The sequence below is a fragment of the Lysobacterales bacterium genome, assembly GCA_016721845.1.
Classification (GTDB): domain Bacteria; phylum Pseudomonadota; class Gammaproteobacteria; order Xanthomonadales; family Ahniellaceae; genus JADKHK01.
The window spans coordinates 634,904-653,298 of record JADKHK010000013.1 but is presented as its reverse complement, the minus strand read 5'-3'; the positions used below and the strand labels follow the sequence as shown (position 1 = coordinate 653,298).

The following is an 18,395-nucleotide window of genomic DNA, read 5'->3' as shown; positions in this document are numbered from 1 at the left end:
ATCGGGACATGATGCGCGGAATGTTCCTCATGCTGCTGGCCTGCGTCGCGTGTGCGGCGCAGGCCGATGCCGATGTGTTGTCGCGCCTCGGCTGGCAGGCACGCGACGGCGTGGCGCGTGGCTATCTTCAGGACGACACCTGCGGCCATTGCCACCAGAAGATCGCGCAGACCTATTCCGAAGTGGGCATGGCACGCGCGTTCTCGCGACCCTTGCAGGTCGGGCTGCCGAAAGAATTCGAGGACGCGGCGTACACGCATCCGGCGACCGGGCAGCGCTTTCGCTTGTATCGCAGGGACGATGCGTTGTGGTTCGAACAACGGGCCCGCGATGGCAATCATGCGTTGACGCTGCGCGTCGATTGGGCCATTGGTTCCGGGCATCGCGCGCAGAGTTTCCTGCATCGCACCGCGTCCGGCGAGCTGTATCAGTTGCCGGTGACCTGGTACGCGGAATCGCAGCGGCTCGCGGCATCGCCGGGTTACGAATCGGCGCAGCATCCGGGTGTGGAGCGCCGCATCACGCACGGTTGCCTGTTCTGCCACAACGCCTATCCCGATGTGGCCGACGACGCCGACGGCGCGTTGTCGCCCGATGTGTTTCCCAAGGATCTTCCGCAAGGCATCGGTTGCCAGCGTTGCCACGGACCAGGCGCAGCGCATGTGCGCACGGTGCTCGGCGGCGCGCCGCTGGCGGAGATTCGATCCAGCATCGTCCAGCCGGGCAAGCTCGATTGGGCGACCCGCAACGACGTGTGTTTCCAATGTCATCTGCTGCCGGCCGTCGAAGTGATCGGTCCGCGCCGCATCGATCGCGACTGGTACGACTTCCGTCCCGGACAGCGTCTGCGCGACGATGCCTTGCCGGTCGATGTCAGCGACGCGGCGATGCCGGACGACGCGCGCTTCCAGATCAATCATCACGCCTGGCGCATGCTGCAAAGCCCGTGCTACATCGAAAGCGACGGCCAGATGGGCTGCACCAGTTGCCACGATCCGCATGTGCGTCGTGTCGGTGTCGAGGCCCGAGGCTGGTATCGCGAACGCTGCCTGGCCTGCCACGAGGATTTGCCGCGCGCACATGGCGAGGTCAGCGCGACCGACGATCAGGCCGAAGGTGCGGACGAACGCGATTGCGTCGCCTGCCATCTGCCGAAACGGCGCACGCAGGACGTGATCGAAGCGACGATGACCGACCATCGCATCGTGCGCCGCATCGATGCGGCGGAAACGCGACTGGCACCGCGTGCGCCGCACGTGCCCGAACTCACCGACATTCGCTTGTTCGATCCACCCGCGGAACTCGACAGCGACGAGGCCAAGACCTATCGCGCGCTGGCGGCACTCGATCACGGCATCGACGGCGGCGCGCTCGACGCCCTCGCCCGCCACGTCGCGCGCATCGACGACGCGCATCCATCCTGGTGGCTGCGACTCGCCCGCCACCAGGCCGGCGCCGGGCGCTGGGACGATGCGGCAGGGTCACTCACGCAGCTGCCGAAGTCCGGACAAGCCTCGCCAGACGCACGCTTCATTGCCGCACTGGTCGCGTCCGGACAAGGCCATCGCGCAGAAGCCCGCGCGCAACTCGCCGACCTCGCCCGCACGCAAGCCTTCCTGCCGGAAGCGTCCTACAACCTCGGCCTGCTCGCGCTGCGCGACGGCGACGCCGCCACCGCGATCCGCGCCCTCACCGACGCCACCCGCCTGCGCCCGCTCAGTGCCACCAGCTGGCTACGCCTCGCCATCGCACAACACGAAGCCCAGCAACCCGAAGCCGCCCACACCAGCCTCACCCGCGCCCTCGAAATTCGACCCGATTGGGTGGAAGCGGAAAAGCCGCTTTGGGTGCGTTTGGAACACGATTGACGCTGGCCGCCAAATTTGGCGGCCCACTTTCGTGCATCCGACTCGTCCGACCAGCCGACCCAGCGCCGAGCAGTGGCACGCATGGACGAGACCTATTTCAAGACCTATTATCCGGTCTTCAAACCTCCAGGCGAGACCACTGACATGACCCATCAGATCCTGACCGAGACCGCCGCCAGCATCTCGGAGCTCAAGGCCAATCCAATGAAGGTTGTGGCCAGCGGCAAGGGCATGCCGGTCGTGGTGCTGAATCGCAACGAGCCGGCGTTCTATTGCGTGCCGGCGACCGCCTACGCCGCCCTGATGGACCTCGTCGACGACGCGGAGCTGCTGAAGCTGGTGCAGAAGCGTCAGCACGAGTCTTCCATCAAGGTAACGCTCGATGCGTTATGAGTTGGCCTTCAAGATTTCGGCCCTCAAGGAATGGAAGAAGCTCGGCGCGACAATCCGGGAACAGTTCAAGAAGAAGCTCGCCGAACGCCTCGACCATCCGCACGTGCCGAGCGCCGCGCTCTCCGGGGCCGTGAATCTCTACAAGATCAAGCTGCGGCAGTCCGGTTATCGCCTGGTCTATTCGGTCGAAGATCAGGTCGTGACGGTGACCGTCATCGCCGTCGGCAAGCGCGATCGCAACGCCGTCTACGACGCCGCGCTGTCACGGCTGGGCGATCCGAAGGCGCCGTGATCTCGCGCGCCTTGCGTTGATGCAGGACCCGCCCGCGATTCGCCCGAAGCCGGCCGCATCCGGGCCGCGTAAAGGCCGAGTTTGCAACACGGCGACACACAGCCACGGCATACTCGCGCCACGCAGTGGGAAGGGTTTCCCGCGCGAACTTGGGAATCACACATGGGTATCGTGGGTCGGTCGGGATACGGGCTGTCGGGATGGGCGCTGGCCGTCGTGCTGGCGCTGACGGGATGCGGTGGTCGCGACGATGGTGCGCCGCCGGAGTTGCAGAAGGGCGAGGCCAGCGCAGCCGCGGTGGCGCGCCAGGATTTCGCGCTGGATGCGCCGACCGGCGAGTCCTACGACGGTCGCGCCTCGATCGTGCTGCCGTTCTCGCAGCCCCTGGTCTCGCAACAAGCCTTCGACGAGTTGATCTCGATCACACTGAAAGACGGCGCCAAGCCCGACGGCAGCTGGTTCCTCGAAGAGGGCCAGAAGCTGCGCTTCCCCTACCTCGAAGCCGACAAGACCTATGTCGTGACCGTCAAGGGCAGCCTGATGGCGACCGACGGCCGCACCCTCGGCAAGGACCAGTCCCACGAGATCTATGCCGGCGAACAGGAACCGGTGGTCGGCTTCGCCAGCCAGGGCCACATCCTGCCCCTGCACGAATCGCGCGGCTTGCCGATCGTCTCGGTCAACGTCGGCGAAGCCGATGTCGAGTTCTTCAAGATCCGCGACAAACAGGTGCGTCCTTTCCTCGACGAATTCCAGAAGAACGGCCAGCGCTGGAACTGGTCGGTCGACCAGCTCGCCAAGTACGGCGACTCGGTCTATGCGAACCGCTTCGCGCTCGACGTGAAGCGCAATGAACGCAGCGTCAGCTACCTGCCGATCCGCGACATCCAGGAGATGAAGCAGTCCGGCTTGTATTACGCGGTATTGAAGAAATCCGGCAGCTATCGCGGCGAATACGACACCGCGATGTTCTTCGTCAGCGACATCGGCCTGCACGTGCGCGCCTACGCCGACCGCGTGCTGGTGCATACCGCCTCGCTGGAATCCGGCGACGCCAAGGGCAATGTCGCGATCGAAGTGCGCAATGGCAAGGGCGACACCCTGGTCAGTGCCGCTACCGACGACAGCGGTCTGGCGATGATCGATTACAAGCTCAACTCGGCCGACACCCTGATCGCACACTGGGGCGACGACTACGCCCTGCTCAGCTTCAACACGCCGGCCCTCGACCTGTCCGAATTCGCGATTGCGGGTCGCTCGCAGATGCCGCTCGACATCTTCCCGTGGTCGGGGCGCGATCTCTATCGTCCCGGCGAAACCATCGCCGTGAATGCGATCCTGCGCGACTTCGACGGTCGCATGACCGCCAAGCAGCCGCTCTTCGTGGCCCTGCGTCAGCCCGACGGACGCGAACTGGCGCGCAGCGAACTTGCTCCCGGCGAACTGAATTACGTGCGTTATGAACGTACCCTCGACGGCGACGTGCCGACCGGCAAGTGGAGCGTCGAATTCAGCACCGACCCGACCTTGCAGAACCCGACCAGCTATCCGGTGCGCGTCGAGGAATTCCTGCCCGAACGCATGAAGCTGGTGCTCGATGCACAGGAAGTGCTCGCTGCAGGCGACGCACTGCAACTCAAGGTCGACGGCGACTGGCTGTACGGCGCACCCGCTGCCGGCAATCGCTTCACGGCGCGCGTGTCGGTGCAGGCCGACGTGCATCCGATCGCCGCGCTGAAGGACTTCCATTTCGGCGACCCGCTCGCCGAGCTGCCGAAGGAACCGCGCGAGGCGCTCGACGACGTGCTCGACGACGAAGGCCTGCTCGAGGCCGAAATCGCGATCGACGAGGCAAAGACCCCGACCGGACCGCTGCAGGTCATCGTTGTCGGTTCGCTGTTCGAAAGCGGCGGCCGTGCGGTGACGCGTCCGCTCAAGCGCACCATCTGGCCGGCCACCGAACTGGTCGGTGCGCGCCCGCTCTTCGAGATGGCCGATGGTGCCGATCCGGGCGACAACGCCGGCTTCGAGATCGTGCGCAGCAACGCCGCAGGTGACTTGCTGGCCGCATCCGGATTGAAACTGAAGCTGCTGCGCGAACTGCGCAACTACAACTGGCGCTGGGTCTCGGGCAGCGGCTGGCAGGCCGACTATCTGTCGAAGTGGGAAACCGTCGAGGAACTTGAGCTTGATCTCAAGGCCGGCGAGCGCACCCGCTACGACGCCCGCGTCGATTGGGGCGGCTATCGTCTGGAAATCTTCGACCCGGCGACACAACTGACTACGCGCGTGCCGTTCACGGCCGGCTGGAGTTGGTACAACGAAGGCCAGGATCGTGGCAGTCGCCCGGACAAGGTCAAGCTCGCGCTCGACAAGGCCGCCTATGCCCCTGGCGACACCGTCGAACTGACGATCAAGCCGCCGCATCCGGGTTCGGCCCTGCTGATGGTCGAGAGCGACCAGCTGCTGTGGCAGAAACGCATCGACGTGAGCGGTGAAACCAAGCTGCGCATCCCCGTCGATGCGAGCTGGGACCGCCACGACATCTACATCACCGCGCTGGTGTTCCGTCCGGGTTCCTCGGCCGAGAAGATCACGCCCGCGCGTGCCGTCGGCGTCATCCATCTGCCGCTGGACCGCAAGAGCCGCAAGGTCGACGTCAGCATCGTCGCGAAAGACAAGGCGCGCCCGGACGAACAGGTCCAGGTGACGTTGTCGGCGCCGGGGTTGGCGGGCAAGACCGCCCACGTCACGCTGTCGGCGACCGATGTCGGCATTCTCAATCTCACGCAGTTCGCGCTGCCGGACCCGATCGCCTGGTTCTTCGCACCGCGCCGCCACGCCATCAATGCCTATGACGTCTACGGCCGCATCATCGAGTCGCTGGACGGCCTGCAGGCGCGCCTGCGCTACGGTGGCGATGCCGCCCTGCTCGGCCTGCCGCAGGCGCGCCGCCCGAACGTGAAGGTGCAGACCATCGATCTGTTCAACGCACCGGTCGCGCTCGACGCGAAAGGTGCCGCGACGATTTCGCTGCAGTTGCCCGACTTCAACGGCACCTTGCGTCTTGCCGCCGTCGCCTTCGGCGAACAGCACTACGGCGCCGGCGAACGCGAGATCATCGTGCAGGCCCCGCTGGTCGTCGAAGCCAGCGCGCCACGCGCCATGGCCAGTGGCGACAGCGCCGAACTCGCGCTTGATCTCGACAACCTCAGCGGTGCCGACGGCAGCTACGAAGTCATGGTCGATGGCGGCGATTACATCGACGTGGCCAATGGCAAGCGCAACGTGAAACTGGCCGACGGCGATCGCACGACCTTGAGCTTCCCGCTGTCGGCGCGGCAGAAGTTCGGCATCGCCAAGGTGCAGATCGCGGTGCGCGGCAAGGACGTGAAGGTCGATCGCAGCATCGAGTTCGCGGTGCGCCCGGCCTATCCGGTCGAACGCCGCGCCCGTGTCGAAGTGCTGGGTTCGAATCCGGCCATCACCCCCGACGCGTCGCTGCGCAGCGGCCTGGTCGCGGAATCAACGGTATCGCGCATCAACCTCGGCACCTTGCCGCCGCTGCCGTTTGCGTCGGTCGCGACCGACCTGATCGGCTACCCCTACGGCTGCGTCGAGCAGACCACCAGCAAGGCCTTCCCGCTGGTCTTCCTCGATGAGGCCACGGCGAAGCAGTTCGCGGTCACGCCGCTGACCCAGAAGGAACGCGCCGAGCGCATGAACGTGGCGTTCTCGCGCCTCGCCTCGATGCAGGTCGAGAGCGGCCATTTCAACATGTGGCCGGAAGGCGACTACATCGTCTCGACGATCACGCCGTATGTGGCCGAGATGCTGGTCGCCGCCAAGGACGCGGGCTTCGAACCTCCGACACAGTTGCTGGATCGCACACTCAAGCGCCTCGAAGATGATCTGCTCGCGGGCGGCAATGCCCACTACGAGTACGAGTATTCCGAGCACCTGCGTCTGTCCGAAATGATGCACGCCGGCTACGTCCTGGCGCGCCAGAAGCGGGCGCCGCTCGGCACGCTGCGCGCGCTCTACGACAACGAACGCAGCAAGCTCATTGCGCCGTTGCCGCTGGTGCATCTCGGCGTCGCGCTGAACCTGATGGGCGACAGCGAACGCGGCGCCAAGGCGATCGAGGAAGCCTTCACCCGCGAGTTCAAGCGCCCGGCCTGGATCGGCGACTACGGCACCGACCTGCGCGACCTTGCGCTGATGGTCGCGCTGACCCACGAGAACGGCCTGGCGCAACCGGCCTACGACGCCAAGGTCTATGCGATGGCGCGCGAGATCACCGGCCGCTCGGTGTGGGACGGCAAGTTCTACTTCAGCACCCAGGAACAGATCGCGCTGTTCCGTCTCGGCCGCGCGCTGTTGAACGATCCGGACCGCAAGATCGAAGGCGATGTCTTCGCCGGCGAACTCAACGAGCCGTTCGCGGCCACCGCTCAGATCGCGCGCAGCTTTACCGCGCCCGACCTCGCCGCCGGCGTGAAGATGGACGTGCGCGGTGACGGCCCGATCTACCTGACCGAGGACGTCGTCGGCTTTCCGAGCACGGCACCGAAGGCGATGCGCAATGGCGTCGCGGTGCGTCGCGACTACTTCCGCCTCGACGGCACGAAGTACGACGGCTCGCCGCTGACCGAAGGCGATTCGCTGGTCGCGATGGTGACGGTGGAGTCGGACGAGAACATGCAGGATGCGCTGATCGTCGACCTGCTGCCCGGCGGCCTGGAGATCGAGAACTTCAATCTCGGCGACCAGAGCCAGTGGGACAGCGTGACCATCGACGGCGTGACCCTGTCCGAGCGTTCGTCCGAGGCCGAGATCGCCTTCGAGGAATACCGCGAAGACCGTTATGTCGCGGCGATCAAGCTCTACGACGGTTCCAAGGCACGCCTGTTCTACGCCGTGCGTGCGGTTTCGCCGGGCACGTACAAGGTGCCGTCGCCGCTGGTCGAGGACATGTACCGCCCGACGCTGCGCGGAATCGGCGAAGCGCTGCCGGCCGCGATCAAGGTGGTCTCGCCGGAATGATGTCGGGCGCGATGCGGCCGCTCATCTGAAAGCGCCCCTCATCCGCCCTTCGGGCACCTTCTCCCCGCGTTGCGGGGAGAAGGAAATGATGCGGTCCAGCGCCATGCAAGTGCATTTTTCCTTCTCCCCGTGCCAACGGGGAGAAGGTGCCCGAAGGGCGGATGAGGGGCCAACCCCGCCGCACACACCGCCGTGATCACCTGGCTCCGCCGCCACCCCAGACTCCGCAACACGCTCATCGCATGTGCGCTGATCGTGTTGCTGGATCGTCTCTTTCCACCACCGATTCCCGACATCGCCGACGACAGCGCGACGATCGTGCTGGCGCGCGATGGCACGCCGTTGCGCGCGTTCGCGAATGCTCAGGGCGTCTGGCGCTATCCGGTGACGATCGAACAGGTCTCGCCGCGCTACATCGAGGCCCTGCTCGGTTACGAAGACCGCTGGTTCTGGCATCACCCGGGCATCAATCCGTTTGCGTTCGCGCGCGCTACGGCACAAGCCGCCTGGCACGGGCGCATCGTCTCGGGCGGCTCGACGCTGACGATGCAGGTGGCGCGCCTGATCGAACCGATCCCGCATACCGGCTTCGGCAAGATCCGCCAGATGATTCGCGCGGTGCAGCTCGAAATCCGGCTCAGCAAACGCGAGATCCTGACGCTGTATCTGAACCTGGCGCCCTTTGGCGGCAGCATCGAAGGCGTGCAGGCGGCCTCGTTCGCGTATCTGGGCAAGCCGTCGGCGCAGTTGTCGCATTCGGAAGCGGCCCTGCTCGCGGTGCTGCCGCAGTCGCCGAGCCGCAATCGCCCCGACCGCCATCCCGATCGCGCCCGCGCGGCTCGCGACAAGGTACTGGCGCGGCTGGCCGAGTTCGGCGACTGGCCCGCCGTCGTGATCGGCGAAGCGCGCGACGAAAACGTGGTCGCGCGTCGTTTGCGCACGCCGATGCGTGCCGCCCTGTTCGCGGAGCGCATGCGTCGTCAGCATCCGCATGAGCGCGTGATCGCAACCACGATCGACGCCACCGCCCAGCGCGCGCTCGAAGAACGCATCGGCGGCTGGATCTCGCGTCTGCCCGACAAGACCTCGGCCGCGGCGCTGGTGATCGACAACGTGCAGCGCGAGGTGCTGGCGTATGTCGGCTCGGCCGAATTCGCCGATGAAGCGCGGCTCGGCCATGTCGACATGGTCGCGGCACGGCGCTCGCCCGGTTCGACCCTGAAGCCTTTCCTGTACGCGCTCGCACTCGATGAGGGCCTGATCCATTCCGAGAGCCTGCTGATCGACGCGCCGCAGGATTTCGCCGGCTATCGACCGGCCAATTTCGGCGACGACTTCAACGGCCCGGTCTCGGTCGCCGAAGCATTGCGCTTGTCGCTGAACGTGCCGGCGGTCGACGTGCTCGAACGCATCACCCCGAATGCGTTCGCGTCGCGGCTGAAACATGCCGGCGTCAGCCTCGACCTGCCGCTCGGGTGCCAAGCCCAATCTGACGATGGCGCTGGGCGGTACATCGACCTCGCTGGACGAACTGGTCGGCGCCTACGCTGCGTTCGGGAATGGTGGCGTCGGCGGACCGGTGCGCTTCACCTCCGACGCAAAGCAGGATGATCGCCGCGTGGTCAGCGCCGGCGCGGCCTGGATCGTGCGCCGCATGCTCGAAGACCACGGCCGCCCCGGTGACCCGAACGGCTTGATCGACACCGGCCGGCGCACGCGCATCGCCTGGAAGACCGGTACCAGTTACGGTTTTCGTGATGCTTGGGCGATCGGCGTGACGCCGCATTACACCGTCGGCGTCTGGGTCGGCCGACCGGACGGCACGCCGATTCCGGGCCAGTACGGGGCCGCGACCGCCCTGCCCTTGCTGATCGCGCTGACCGACCGCTTGCCGCGCGTGGTCGGTGCCGCCAGTTTCGATACGCAACCCGAATCGGTCAGCAAGGCCGACATTTGCTGGCCGCTCGGCGAAGCCTACGATGCCGCCGAACCGACGCTCTGCCATCGCAAGCGCGAGGCGTGGATTCTGGACGGGCGCATTCCGCCGACCTTGCCGAGCCGCGGCAGCGCGGCTGCGGAATCGCTGCGCGAAGTCGTGCGGGTGAATGCGAAGGGTGAACGCGTGTTGCCCGCGTGCTCGGAAGCGCCGTCGACCTCGCGCACGATCGCGCACTGGCCGGTACTGGCCGAACCCTGGCTGCCGCAACGCGACCGCACCGCTGCACGCACGCCGGACTTCGCGCCCGAATGCCGCGACGCACAACCGCAGATCGCGCGCCGCCTGCGCATCGACGGACTCATCAACGGTGCCGTCCTGCGCCGCGCTCCCGGCGTCAGCGAAGCCCCCGCCGCCCGCCTGCGCGCGCTCGGCGCCGAAGGCGAGGTGCAATGGCTGCTCAACGGCAAACTCATCGCCGTGAGCCCCGCCGCCACCCCCATCGAACACCACTTCACCGCCCCCGGCCGCCACCGCCTCCTCGCCCTCGATGCGCGTGGCGCGTATGACGCGGTGGAAGTGCGGGTGTTGTCGAACTGAGGGCGCGCAGCGAAGAATTCCGGGGCATTCCACGTACTGCAGGTCATCCTCCTCCGGAACCTGCCATGTCGATCCTGTCGCGCCTTGTTGTGTTGTTCCTGAGCCTGCCGCTGTGGCTGGCTGCCCCTGATTCCAGCGCCGAGGTGCTTGATCCTGCCTTCGACGGCGATGGCCTGCGCGTGCTGGACGGGGCGCTGAACGATTTCATACCGCTGGGTTCGTGTCCGCTCGCGAACGGCAGCGTGGCCGTGGTCGCGTTCCGGGCCGTGGGTGCGCAACTCGCGGTGATCCGCCTGCGTGCGGACGGCGCGCTCGACACCGCGTTTTCCGGCGATGGCGTGAATGTTCTGCCGGCCGGGGCGGGTCTTGCGCCGCAGTGGTCGTCCACCGCGTGTGCCGGGGTCGGCAACGGCGATCCGTTCGACGACCGCATGATGGTCGCCGCAACCGCGCCCGGCACCTACGACCTGATGGTGCTGGCGCTGGTCGACCTGAATAGCGGCGGCTTCGATGCGAACTTCTACCTCGGCGGTCCGGGCTATTACGACCTGGGCGGCATGGCGTTTCCGCCGAGCAACGGCGCGCGCCTGTATCCGCGGGTGCACACGCGGGGCGTGTTTCCGGGGGCGAATGGCGAGTGGCTGGTCGTGGGTCAACTGGACGGCAATACCCAGACCGGCGTGCCGACCGGCGTGGTCGCGCGCATCAACGCCGGTGGTGCGATCGATGCCGTCGCCTCGCCGAACCTGACGGGATTCGCGAGCGACGACCTGGTCGCGGCACGCGTCGGCGGCGATGGCGACATTCGTGTCTTCGGCAATTTCCGCATGAGCGGCGGCACCGGCTGGGGCGTGATGCGCGTGCACGGCAGCACGCTGGCACCGGTCGGCATGGGTGCGACCGCGACGCCAGACGGCTTCTGGTCGCGCGTGTACAAGGGGCGACAGATCGGCGGCGGCGCAATGGTGGTGGGCGGACTGGTCGGCGACAACAGCGCGTTCGGCTCCGCGGCACGCCTGTACGTGATTCGCGGCGACGCCGTGCGCACGGTCTTCCTGCCGGCCGCGCCAGCGCTCGGCGGCAGCGTGGCAGTGGGCGCCACGGGCGACGACAACAGCGTGGCCGCGACCGGCGCCAGCGGCAATCGCGCCGTGTTCGCGATGGGCCTGCGTTCGAGCGGGCAGTCGCAGGTGGGCTACTACGTCGCGTCGGTACAACTCGGCGACGGCGCCGGCGTGCCCGACAGCGTGGAAACCGCATTCGGCGTGGCCGGCGTGGCCAGCTTCACCTATCCGGGCACACCCGGCTGCAGCGCCGGCCAGTTCCCGGCGCAATCCCTCTCGAACATCGCCTCCTGGGGCCTCGCCACCACCCTCGTCGGCGCCACCGCACCCACCTGCGGCCAAGCCCCCTCCCAACCCCTCGTCGCCCGCCTCGACACCGACACCGCCCGCATCTTCAACAACGGCTTCGATTGAGCCAGCGACTTATTCCATAACGCGCGGCCGCACGCACGCCACGTCATATCCATGCCGTCGCGGTTTCGCGGACAATGCACGAATGACATTGACCCATCTCGACCGGCTCGAAGCGGAGAGCCTGCATATCCTGCGTGAAGTGGCGGCCGAATTTTCGCGGCCGGTGATGCTGTATTCGATCGGCAAGGACTCGTCGGTGCTGCTGCACCTGTTGCGCAAGGCCTTCCATCCGGCGCCGCCGCCGATTCCGCTGCTGCATGTCGACACGACGTGGAAGTTCCGCGACATGTACGCGCTGCGCGACGGGGTGCCGGCACGTTATGGCGTGGAACTGCGCGTGCACATCAACCCGGATGGCCTGCGCGATGGCGTGAGTCCATTCACGCATGGCTCGGCCGAACATACGCGCATCATGAAGACCGAGGGTCTGAAGCAGGCGCTCGATGCCGGGCAGTACGACGCCGCCATCGGCGGCGCGCGCCGTGACGAAGAGGCTTCGCGCGCCAAGGAACGCATGTTCTCGTTTCGTACCGCGCAACATCGCTGGGACCCGAAGCAGCAGCGGCCGGAACCCTGGAATCTGTACAACACGCGGATCGCGCCCGGCGAAAGCGTGCGCGTGTTTCCGCTCTCGAACTGGACCGAGCTCGACATCTGGCTGTACATCCTGCGCGAACAGATCCCGGTCGTGCCGCTGTATTTCGCGAAGGAACGGCCGGTGGTCGAACGCGACGGCAGCCTGATCATGGTCGACGACCCGCGTCTGCCCCTGCGCCAGAACGAAACGCCGCAACTGCGCCGCATCCGTTTCCGTACGCTCGGTTGCTATCCGTTGTCGGGCGGCTTCGAATCCGAAGCCGATACCTTGGAGAAGATCATCGCCGAGATGCTGCTGGCGCGTTCGTCCGAGCGCCAGGGTCGACTGATCGACGGTGATGCCGGTGCCTCGATGGAGCAGAAGAAGCAGGAGGGCTACTTCTGATGGACATCGCCGACTATCTGTCCCGACATGAGAACAAGCCGCTGCTGCGATTCATCACCTGCGGCAGCGTCGATGACGGCAAGAGCACCCTGATCGGGCGATTGCTGTACGAAAGCAAGCAGCTCTACGACGACCAGCTCGCCAAACTGGAACGTGACAGTGCCCGCCATGGCACCCAGGGCGAAGCGATCGATTACGCGCTGCTGCTCGACGGCCTTGCTGCCGAGCGCGAACAGGGCATCACCATCGACGTGGCGTACCGGTTTTTCGGCACCGACCGTCGCCAGTTCATCGTCGCCGACTGCCCGGGGCACGAGCAGTACACGCGCAACATGGCGACCGGCGCATCGACGGCGGATGTCGCCGTGGTGCTCGTCGATGCGCGCAAGGGTCTGCTGACGCAGACGCGCCGACACAGCTACATCGTCGCCCTGCTCGGCATCCGCCAGATCGTGCTGGCGGTGAACAAGATGGACCTGATCGGCTACGACGCATCGCGCTTCGACGAGATCGTCGCGTCTTATCGCGACCTCGCAACAACCCTCGGCATCGCGCACGTACAGGCCATCCCGATCTCCGGGCTGGTCGGCGACAACGTCATCGCACGCTCGCCGGCGATGCCCTGGTACGCGGGTCCGCCACTGCTCGAACACCTCGAAACCGTCGCCATCGATCGCGATGAATCGAACGCCCCGTTCCGCATGCCGGTGCAATGGGTCTGCCGACCGGATCAGGATTTTCGTGGCTATGCCGGACTGATCGCGAGTGGTCGCGTGCGCGTCGGCGACGAGATCGTGTCCCTCCCTTCAGGTCGGCATGCGCGCGTTGCGACGATTGCGGTGGGCGAGCACGCCTGCGACACCGCTGCGGCCGGGCAATCGGTCCTGTTGTCGCTCGATCACGAAATCGACGTGAGCCGCGGCGATGTACTCGCGGCCGCTGCCGCGCCCTGCGCCATCGCCGACCAGTTCGCGGTGCAACTGCTGTGGCTGCACGATGCACCCTTGATGCCCGGACGGCGCTACCTGCTGAAGACGGCGGCGCGCACGGTGAACGCGCAGGTCACCGCGATCAAGCACAAGGTCGACGTCAACACCCAGGAACATCTGGCGGCGACGCGTCTGGCGCTGAACGAAGTCGCGCAGTGCAACCTGTCGCTGGACCAGGACATCGCGTTTGCGCCCTATGCCGAAAATCGCGCACTCGGCAGCTTCGTCCTGATCGACCGCACGACGAATGCCACGGTGGCGATGGGCCGCATCGAATTCGCGCTGCGCCGCGCCAGCAACGTGCACTGGCAGGCGCTCGACGTCGACAAGCCGGCGCGCGCCGCCATCAAGGGCCAGGTGCCGCGCTGCCTGTGGTTCACCGGGCTCTCGGGTTCGGGCAAGTCGACGATCGCGAACCTGGTCGAAAAGCGACTGCTCGCCAGCGGCCATCACACCTACCTGCTCGATGGCGACAACGTCCGTCACGGCCTCAATCGCGATCTCGGCTTCAGCGCCGAAGACCGGGTCGAAAACATCCGCCGGGTCGCCGAAGTGGCGCGGCTGATGGTCGATGCCGGCCTGATCGTTCTTGTCTCGTTCATCTCGCCGTTCCGCGACGAACGGCGCATGGCGCGCGAGCGCTTCGCGGACGGCGAGTTCGTCGAGATCTTCGTCGATACGCCCCTCGCAGTCTGCGAACAGCGCGACGTGAAAGGCCTGTACGCAAAGGCGCGTGCGGGACAGATTCCGAACTTCACCGGCATCGACTCGCCCTACGAGCATCCGGAACACGCCGAACTGGTGCTCGATACCCAGGCCGCGAGTACCGAGCATTTGGCGATGCAGGTGGTGGAGGCGGCGTTGCGCTAACCCCGGAGCGACGGCAAGCGCGTTCCACCGCCCGTGAACGCCATCGCCCTGCCCCTGTTCGAATCTCCCGCACCCGAGGCTATGCCACATCGGGCGCATCGTTTACGCTCGCCGACGATGACCGAACGCAGTGACGAGGAACTGATGCTGGCCTACGCAAGCGGCGACGCGCGTGCGTTCGAGGCGTTGTACACGCGCCATCGCGGGCCGCTGTTCCGGTTCCTGCTGCGCGGCGTGAAGCGGCGGGAGCTGGCCGACGAACTGTTCCAGGAAGTCTGGGGACGGGTGATCCAGGCGCGCGCGCGCTATCGCGTCGAAGCCAAGTTCTCGACCTGGCTGCTGCAGATCGCGCACAACCTGGTCATCGACCAGTACCGTCGCGAACGTCCCGAGGACAATGGCGAAACCGCCGAGAACGTCTTCCGTGTCGCCGAGAACGACGAGCGCGAACGCCCCGAGCGCGTGCTCAGCGACTTCGAGCAATCGCGCCGCCTGCAGGAGGCCTTGGCCGAATTGCCGGCCGACCAGCGTGGCGCCTTCCTGCTGCGGGTCGAGAACGGGCTCGGCATCGAGGAAATCGGCGAAGTCATGGGTGTCGGTCGCGAAACCGCTAAATCGCGATTGCGCTATGCCCTTGAAAAACTGCGGGTGAGCTTGAGGTCCTACGCATGAACGACCAGGAACTCGACGCCCTGATGCGTGACTACGAGGCCGAGGTGGCGGCGTACAAGCGTCTGCCGCAATCGGAGCCGACCGCACTGCTCGATCGCGCCGTGCTGACCAAGGCGCGTGCAGCCGTTGCGCATCCCGAGCCGGTGCGACACCGGCCGCCGCGCTGGATCGCCCTCGCCGCCAGTTTTGCCGGGGTCGCGATCGCGGCCGGTATCGGCTGGCGCGTGTTCGAGGCCCGCCAGATGCCGGAATCGACCACGGCTGCGAAACCCGCGACGCGCGAAGAAGTGTTCGAAGTGGATGTCGTGTCGGGCGACCATCGCAGCCGCGACAAGGGCCTGGAAATGGCGCAGTTGCCGAGCGCACCGCCACCGCCCGCCCCCCCGCCGCCACCCGTCCCAACCGAGCCGCAGGCGTTCAAGGACGAGGCGCTGGCCAAGCAGGCGTTGCCGCAGGCCGCGGCCGAAGCACTGGCCGCTCCGGCGCCGGCCGAGCAGAAATCGGGGGTGCCGGACCCGCATCAGCGGGCCGACTACGGTGGTGCAGCCGCGATTCCGGAGCGGCGCCAGAACATCGCCGCACCGGCAACGGCGGCCGCACCGGCGGTCACTGATGCGCTGGGTGGCCTGTCCGCCGAAGGCGGGCGCCTGCGCAGCGAGGGCGACGAAGCCATTGTCGGCACCGACGCAAGCTCGAAACGCAAGGCCGACTTGCGCGCGCCTGCGCCATGGCTGGCGCACATCCGCCAGCTTGTGCGCGACGGACGCCATACCGAGGCGCGCACCGAACTGCACGCGTTCCACCTGGCCTATCCCGACGTCGTCATCCCGACCGATCTGCGCCGCTACGACCCATGAGTCTGCGGCCGACCCTGGCGGCGCCGCATCGCTTCGAGATCGAGATCAAGAAGAGTCGTTTCATCGCGCAGGCCGCGCCGGCATCCGACGTCGCGGCGGCCCTGGCCTTCATCGCCGGCGCCAGCGATGCCGATGCGCGCCACAACTGCTGGGCCTATCGCATCGGCGAGCTTTACCGGTTCGATGATGCCGATGAACCGGCTGGCACGGCGGGGCGTCCGATACTGGCCGCGATCGACGGACAAGGCTTGGATCTGGTTGCAGTCGTGGTCACGCGCTGGTTCGGCGGTATCAAGCTGGGTGCCGGCGGCCTGGTGCGCGCCTATGGCGGTGCCGCTGCGGAATGCCTGCGCACCGCGGAGCGACTCGAACGCGTGGCCATGCAGGCGGCCGAGATTTCAGCCGGGTTCGCCCATCTCGGCACCGTGCATGCGCTGATCGACGCGCTGGCCGCAGAAAAAAACAACGAAGCCTTCGACGCCGATGGCGTCACCCTGCAGATCAACGTGCGCGCCGACCAGATTGATCGCCTCGGCATCGCCCTGCGTGACGCCACCCGCGGCCAGGCGACGCTGCGTCTGCTCGACTGATTCGCGCAAACGACTTGTGTCGCCGCGGCCAGCCCCCACAATCGAACGATGTCCGAACCCGACCCACAGCCGAAGCCCGGCCTGAAGCCGCTGCGTGCACTGCTGCCCTACTTGCGGCCCTATCGTGGGCTCGCCCTGGGTTGGCTGCTGTTTCTGGCGATCTCGACCGCGGCGACGCTGACCTTGCCCTGGTCGGTCGGCCAGATGATCGATCACGGTTTTTCCGGCGCTGATCCCTCGGCCATCGACCGCAGTTTCCTCGGCCTGTTCATCGTCGCCGGCGTCCTGGCCGTCGCCACCTCGCTGCGCTTCTGGTTCATCTCGATGCTGGGCGAGTCGGTCGTCGCCGACCTGCGACGGCGCTTGTACGCGCATCTGCTGACACTCGACACCAGCTTCTTCGAGCGCAGCCGCAGCGGCGAACTGCTGTCGCGCATCACCGCCGATGCCGAACTGGTGCAGACGGTCATCGGCTCCTCGGTCTCGGTCGCGCTGCGCAGTGCAGTGATGCTGGTCGGCGCCAGCGTGCTGCTGGTCGTCACCAGCCCGAAGCTGGCCGGGTTCGCGGCGCTGGTGATACCGCTCGCGATCCTGCCGATCATCTTCTTCGGCCGACGCGTGCGCGGCCTGTCCAAGGAGTCGCAGGAACGCATTGCCGACGCCAGCGCGCAGGCGGCCGAATCGCTCGGCGCGATCCAGACGCTGCAGGCATATACGCGCGAGGCGGCCGAAGCGCTGCGCTTCGACGGCACCATCCTGCGTTCGTTGGCGACGGCGCGCCGCCGCATCGGCACCCGTGCGTGGCTGACACTGATGGTGATCCTGCTGGTATTCGGCGCGATCACCCTGGTGTTGTGGATCGGCGCCAAGGACGTACTCGCCGGCAACATGACTGCCGGCACGCTCGGCCAATTCGTGTTCTACGCGGTCACCGCAGCGGGTTCAGTCGGCGCGCTCACCGAAGTCTGGGGCGAAGTGCAGCGCGCTGCGGGTGCGATGGAGCGGATCGCCGAACTGCTGCACACCGACCCCGCCGTGCGCGACCACGTCGATGCCCTTCCGGCGCCCCAACTGGGACGCGGCGCAATTCGTTTCGAGCACGTGCGTTTCCGTTATCCGAGCCGCCCCGAGCAGATCGCGCTCGACGACTTCTCGCTCGACATCCGTCCCGGCGAAACGATCGCCCTGGTCGGTCCCAGCGGTGCCGGCAAGAGCACCCTGTTCCAGTTGCTGCTGCGCTTCCACGAGGCTGAGTCCGGAACAATCCTGATCGATGATCAACCGATCGAAACCACCCGCCTCACCGATTTGCGCAGTCGTATCGCCCTCGTGCCACAGCATCCGGTGATCTTCGCGATGGACGCCGCATCGAACATCGCGATGGGCCGAGACGACGCGACCCGGGCCGAGATCGAGCGCGCTGCCCGGGCGGCCCAGGCCCACGAGTTCATCATCGCCCAGCCCGGCGGGTACGCCGCGGAACTGGGTGAGCGCGGCGTCCGGCTCTCTGGCGGCCAGCGCCAACGCATCGCGATCGCTCGGGCGCTGCTGCGCGATGCGCCGATTCTGCTGCTGGACGAAGCGACCAGTGCACTCGACGCGCAATCCGAGGCAGCGATCCAGGAGGCCATCGATGCCGTAATGGGCAGCCGCACCACGATCATCATCGCGCATCGGCTCGCCACCGTGCAGAAAGCCGACCGAATCGTCGTGCTCGACCAGGGTCGCATCCAGGCCATCGGCACCCATTCGGAACTGATGCAGGCCGGCGGCCTTTATGCCGAACTGGCGCGCCTGCAATTCACGATGCCTCAGCACTAAA

13 protein-coding genes are annotated in these 18,395 nt (G+C 66.7%); all 13 read left to right on the top strand.

Annotation, left to right across the window (positions count from 1 at the left end; all coding sequences use genetic code 11):
- The first annotated feature begins 20 nt into the window (after positions 1 to 20).
- The 13 genes from IPP28_10320 to IPP28_10260 all read left to right on the top strand — a co-directional run bounded on the left by IPP28_10320 (position 21) and on the right by IPP28_10260 (position 18,394).
- Positions 21 to 1,868, top strand: a complete 1,848-nt coding sequence (locus tag IPP28_10320; protein ID MBL0041414.1) for a tetratricopeptide repeat protein — start codon at positions 21 to 23, stop codon at positions 1,866 to 1,868.
- Between the two features lie 144 nt (positions 1,869 to 2,012).
- Positions 2,013 to 2,261, top strand: coding sequence for a type II toxin-antitoxin system Phd/YefM family antitoxin (locus IPP28_10315; GenBank protein ID MBL0041413.1), 249 nt, complete (start codon positions 2,013 to 2,015; stop codon positions 2,259 to 2,261).
- Positions 2,251 to 2,553, top strand: coding sequence for a type II toxin-antitoxin system RelE/ParE family toxin (locus tag IPP28_10310; GenBank protein MBL0041412.1), 303 nt, complete (start codon positions 2,251 to 2,253; stop codon positions 2,551 to 2,553). The genes IPP28_10315 and IPP28_10310 overlap by 11 nt, the downstream gene beginning before the upstream one ends.
- A gap of 162 nt (positions 2,554 to 2,715) precedes the next feature.
- Positions 2,716 to 7,599: an alpha-2-macroglobulin family protein gene (locus tag IPP28_10305; protein MBL0041411.1), complete on the top strand. Its 4,884-nt coding sequence runs from the start codon at positions 2,716 to 2,718 to the stop codon at positions 7,597 to 7,599.
- Between the two features lie 192 nt (positions 7,600 to 7,791).
- Entirely contained in the window at positions 7,792 to 9,210 is a 1,419-nt protein-coding gene (gene pbpC, locus IPP28_10300) for a penicillin-binding protein 1C (GenBank protein ID MBL0041410.1), read from the top strand.
- Entirely contained in the window at positions 9,179 to 10,135 is a 957-nt protein-coding gene (locus IPP28_10295; protein MBL0041409.1) for a hypothetical protein, read from the top strand. Before pbpC ends, IPP28_10295 begins: the two co-directional genes overlap by 32 nt.
- A gap of 65 nt (positions 10,136 to 10,200) precedes the next feature.
- Positions 10,201 to 11,613 (top strand): hypothetical protein, encoded by a 1,413-nt coding sequence (locus IPP28_10290; protein ID MBL0041408.1) that lies wholly within the window; start codon positions 10,201 to 10,203, stop codon positions 11,611 to 11,613.
- Between the two features lie 82 nt (positions 11,614 to 11,695).
- Complete coding sequence (gene cysD / locus IPP28_10285) at positions 11,696 to 12,595, top strand: sulfate adenylyltransferase subunit CysD (GenBank protein MBL0041407.1); 900 nt, start codon at positions 11,696 to 11,698, stop codon at positions 12,593 to 12,595.
- The gene (gene cysN, locus IPP28_10280) at positions 12,595 to 14,454 is read left to right on the top strand and encodes a sulfate adenylyltransferase subunit CysN (protein MBL0041406.1); all 1,860 of its coding nucleotides are present in this window, start codon (positions 12,595 to 12,597) and stop codon (positions 14,452 to 14,454) included. Before cysD ends, cysN begins: the two co-directional genes overlap by 1 nt.
- A 117-nt stretch (positions 14,455 to 14,571) precedes the next feature.
- Positions 14,572 to 15,126, top strand: coding sequence for an RNA polymerase sigma factor (locus tag IPP28_10275; protein ID MBL0041405.1), 555 nt, complete (start codon positions 14,572 to 14,574; stop codon positions 15,124 to 15,126).
- Positions 15,123 to 15,983 (top strand): hypothetical protein, encoded by an 861-nt coding sequence (locus IPP28_10270; GenBank protein ID MBL0041404.1) that lies wholly within the window; start codon positions 15,123 to 15,125, stop codon positions 15,981 to 15,983. The genes IPP28_10275 and IPP28_10270 overlap by 4 nt, the downstream gene beginning before the upstream one ends.
- Entirely contained in the window at positions 15,980 to 16,573 is a 594-nt protein-coding gene (locus tag IPP28_10265; GenBank protein MBL0041403.1) for a YigZ family protein, read from the top strand. Before IPP28_10270 ends, IPP28_10265 begins: the two co-directional genes overlap by 4 nt.
- Positions 16,574 to 16,621: 48 nt before the next feature.
- Positions 16,622 to 18,394: an ATP-binding cassette domain-containing protein gene (locus tag IPP28_10260; GenBank protein MBL0041402.1), complete on the top strand. Its 1,773-nt coding sequence runs from the start codon at positions 16,622 to 16,624 to the stop codon at positions 18,392 to 18,394.
- The last annotated feature ends 1 nt before the right edge of the window (position 18,395 follow it).